This window comes from Candidatus Contendobacter odensis Run_B_J11, assembly GCF_000531125.1.
Taxonomy (GTDB): Bacteria; Pseudomonadota; Gammaproteobacteria; order Competibacterales; family Competibacteraceae; genus Contendibacter; species Contendibacter odensensis.
The window spans coordinates 1-3753 of sequence record NZ_CBTK010000204.1 but is presented as its reverse complement, the minus strand read 5'-3'; the positions used below and the strand labels follow the sequence as shown (position 1 = coordinate 3753).

Below are 3753 nucleotides of genomic sequence, written 5' to 3'. Positions count from 1 at the left end.
ACGACGGGTTTGATTATGCGACCGCTTAACGAAAAAGACGGCGGCGACGGCGGTTCATTCCTGCCTGGCGCTCTGCTCCGTGCCGATTCGCATCGCCTTCTGGCTGGCGAATCGAGTCTCTACGCATCCGCTCAAGCAGGCGGGGGTCGTTCGTCATCCATGACTCACTTCCTGGAAGGACGGCGGGTGACCCGAAATAATGTTGTGATCGATGCGCTGGAAGCACAACGGGCGATTGAGTTGAGCAAGCAAGTAGTAGAGCCTCGCCCATGACTGCCGCAACCTACGAAACTGACTTTTACGCATGGACGCAGCAACAGGCCGCGCTAATCCGGCAAGGGCTATTCAGCGAGTTGGATACTGCCCACTTGGCTGAGGAAATTGAGGACATGGGTAATAGCAATCGCTTTGCGCTTGAAAGCTATTTATCCAATGTCATCGTGCACTTGCTGAAATGGAAGTATCAGCCTGAACGACGCTGCACCAGTTGGGAATTGACCATTATCAATGGACGGCATCAAATAGAAAAGCGACTCAAAAACAGTCCGAGCCTAAAGCCAAAACTGCCTGAGATTATCGAGGGTGAATATAGATTATCCCGTCGCAATGCCAGTGGCGAAACCGGCTTGCCGCTGGCGACCTTCCCTGAACATTGCCCGTTTTCAGTCGATGAAATCACCGGTGATTATTGGCCGGATTGATGCCATCATGAGTAGCCCGCCCGCTGCCCTTGTGGAATCATGACTATCACCACACTATCCCGTCGGGAATTCGACAAGGATGTCAATAAAGCCCAAAAAGCGGCCCAGGGCGGTCCCGTTTTCATTACCGATCAGGGTCGCCCCGTGCATGTGCTGTTGACCATCGAGGAATACCAGCGCATCACCCGTCACCCAATCAATATCGTCGAGTGGCTGGCGATGCCCGGTGTCGTCGATCTGGAGTTTGATCCGCCCCGTTTGCGCGGTTCTCTTTATCAGCCGGCTGATCTGTCCTGTTTGCTCGTCGCGAGGAAAAGCTGATATGGCGACTATTCCCTTCAACAAGCCCTACATGACCGGCAAGGAACTCTGGTATATCGCCCAAGCCCATGCCAATGGACACTTGGCGGGAGATGGCAATTTCACCAAGCAATGCCAAACTTGGCTGGAAGCCCGTACCGGAACGCAGAAGGCGCTGCTGACTCACTCCTGTACTGCGGCGCTGGAAATGGCAGCGATTCTCGCTGATATTCAACCGGGCGATGAGGTGATTCTGCCTTCCTACACCTTTGTTTCTACCGCTAACGCCTTTGTACTGCGCGGGGCAACGCCGGTGTTCGTAGACATCCGCCCGGACACCCTGAATTTGGATGAGACGCAAATCGAGGCGGCGATTACCGAGCGGACTAAGGCTATCGTGCCGGTGCATTACGCCGGGGTGGGCTGCGATATGGACGCTATTATGGCGATTGCCCGCCGGCATCAATTGATCGTCATCGAAGACGCGGCTCAAGGCATTATGTCCACTTACAAGGGCCGACCGCTCGGCTCTATCGGTCACATGGGAACTCTATCCTTCCACGAAACCAAAAACATCATCTCCGGTGAAGGTGGCGCACTGCTCATCAACGACCCGGAGTTCATTCAACGCGCCGAAGTCATCCGCGAGAAGGGCACCAACCGCAGCCAGTTTTTTCGCGGCCAAGTAGACAAATACACTTGGGTGGACATCGGCTCGTCCTATCTGCCTGGCGAATTGATCGCCGCCTTCCTCTGGGCGCAGATGGAAGAAGCGGACACGATTACCCGCCGCCGGCTTGCCCTTTGGAGCGTCTATCACCAATGGCTGGAAGCCTTGGAGAAGACCGGCAAGCTCCGCCACCCGATTATTTCCAAAGAATGCGTGCACAACGCCCACATGTACTACATTCTGTTGCCTAGTTTGGAAGCCCGAACCGCGTTGATCGCCGCGCTCAAGCGCAATGACATCCATTCAGTTTTCCATTATGTGCCGCTGCACAGTGCCCCGATTGGACTCCAATGCGGTCGTGTGCATGGCGAACTCACGGTCACTGATAGCATCGCTGACCGGTTGTTGCGGTTGCCGCTGTGGCTGGGGCTGGGGCTGGGGCTGGGGCTGGAGGAATGGCAGGCGGGTGTAATTCAAGCCATTTCCTCAAGCATTGACTAAATACTCTAGGTAAAAATCCTGTTGTTCTTTGCGCGCTTTGATAAAGCTACTGTGGTTTTGGAGACAGATATGATCAAAAATTTGATCTTTACAAAAAGTTCTAGTGGAAATTTACGCCGACTTATTGCTTTAGGTGTTGTTTTATTTTTAACTACTTTGACTGCACTTCATTGGATCAAAAATCCTTATCGGTTATCAGTTTGGGTTTATGCAAGTGACAATAGTCACCTAACCTTTGAATTATACTGCCAAAACGCTGAAACTGCTTCTCTAAAACATAGTCAGACGTTTGTTGCAGGGTATTTTGAATATCAAGTCCCAGTACCACAATGTCATCTCAAAAAAATAAGAATATATGCGGATACACAGCCAAATATTTCTGCAAGTGTCGCTTCGGCTTCAATCATATACTACGGCAAAGAAGTAGCTCGGATATTTGGGCCTTCCAGAATACGTCAGGGTGAATCTTCCTATGCTAATGAAACCAGACCATCACGGGAAATAGAAAAAAATTTATCAGAGTCAATTGTCTTGGATAATATTGATATAAACTTGACAGAAAACCGAATTTTATGGCCACGATGGCTACCATTTGCCATATCTATCATCATGATTATACCTCTTTTGAATAGTCGTGGTCTTCCCTCAAAATTATATAATTATGAAACACCAACTACTGGACAAATTTACTCATTTTTATTTGTATTCGTACTCAGTCTTATCACTGTATTGTCAATCGTGGCGAGAACCGATGTATCAGTTCATCCAGATGAACTTACTCATGTAGAGAGCGCCAAATATTATTATGATCATTGGCTAAAGCCAAAAATCGGTGATCCAGAAACACTTGGCGCTCATTATACAAATCGCTACGGAGTTGCCTATCTTACAGGTACAGATCCTGTCTATCTTATCGCGGGGAAATTCGCAGTTTTCACTTGGCCAATTTTCCAAAATGATGTGATAGCTTTGCGGATGTTTAATGTATCTTTGTTTGCTCTACTCGTGTTTTTTGGACTGCGTAATCCGATAATTCAATTAGCAGCAATACCACTTCTTGTAACGCCACAGGTTTGGTATGTTTTCTCATATTTTAATGGCGATGCATTGCCTTTATTTCTATCAACACTAGCTGTTTTTATTTTTCTTGATTTTTGGAATCTGAATCACTCAGAAGAAAAACCTTTTAGATTATTTAATAAGGCAGTATTAGCAGGAGTTATTGCAAGCCTTATATTTCTATCAAAGCCAAACTATTGGGCAGTCCTTGGAGTTATCTTACTCTATTACATTGTAAAAGAAGCTTACTTAAACAAACGGCAATTTAGCCTTCTTATCATTGGTTATATGCTAAGCTTGATAGGAGTTTTTTGGTTGCTTTCCCCTCGTTCAGAAAACAGTTATTTTATTGAATATCTCCCATTAACATTTGGGGCGTTGATTGTTTGTTTAATAAGTTTATTGATAGTGCATCAGGCGTTTATTCGCCTCAAAAATAGTTCATTGAACATAAAAATAGTTGGTATTTTGGTATAGCTCTCCTATGCAGGTTGTGGAATTTTTAGATACCATTCTATTTTT

At 47.0% G+C, this 3753-nt stretch carries 5 protein-coding genes; all 5 read left to right on the top strand.

The window, feature by feature from the left end:
• A partial coding sequence (locus BN874_RS12280; protein WP_230314423.1) for a hypothetical protein occupies nucleotides 1-273 on the top strand: 273 nt, incomplete at its 5' end.
• Nucleotides 270-701, top strand: coding sequence for a DUF29 domain-containing protein (locus BN874_RS12275; RefSeq protein ID WP_034433744.1), 432 nt, complete (start codon nucleotides 270-272; stop codon nucleotides 699-701). The genes BN874_RS12280 and BN874_RS12275, both read left to right, overlap by 4 nt.
• A 39-nt stretch (nucleotides 702-740) precedes the next feature.
• Nucleotides 741-1022, top strand: coding sequence for a type II toxin-antitoxin system Phd/YefM family antitoxin (locus BN874_RS12270; RefSeq protein ID WP_034433742.1), 282 nt, complete (start codon nucleotides 741-743; stop codon nucleotides 1020-1022).
• Between the two features lies 1 nt (nucleotide 1023).
• Nucleotides 1024-2172, top strand: coding sequence for a dTDP-4-amino-4,6-dideoxygalactose transaminase (gene rffA, locus BN874_RS12265; protein WP_034433740.1), 1149 nt, complete (start codon nucleotides 1024-1026; stop codon nucleotides 2170-2172).
• 69 nt (nucleotides 2173-2241) lie between these two features.
• A complete protein-coding gene (locus BN874_RS24580) occupies nucleotides 2242-3708 on the top strand; it encodes a glycosyltransferase family protein (RefSeq protein WP_154724909.1) in 1467 nt (488 codons plus the stop codon).
• The last annotated feature ends 45 nt before the right edge of the window (nucleotides 3709-3753 follow it).

What these genes read in the sequence shown, in the direction of transcription:
- rffA (WP_034433740.1), top strand. Translation starts at nt 1,024, where the DNA reads ATGGCGACTATTCCCTTCAACAAGCCCTACATGACCGGCAAGGAACTC.
- BN874_RS12270 (WP_034433742.1), top strand. Translation starts at nt 741, where the DNA reads ATGACTATCACCACACTATCCCGTCGGGAATTCGACAAGGATGTCAAT.
- BN874_RS24580 (WP_154724909.1), top strand. Translation starts at nt 2,242, where the DNA reads ATGATCAAAAATTTGATCTTTACAAAAAGTTCTAGTGGAAATTTACGC.
- BN874_RS12275 (WP_034433744.1), top strand. Translation starts at nt 270, where the DNA reads ATGACTGCCGCAACCTACGAAACTGACTTTTACGCATGGACGCAGCAA.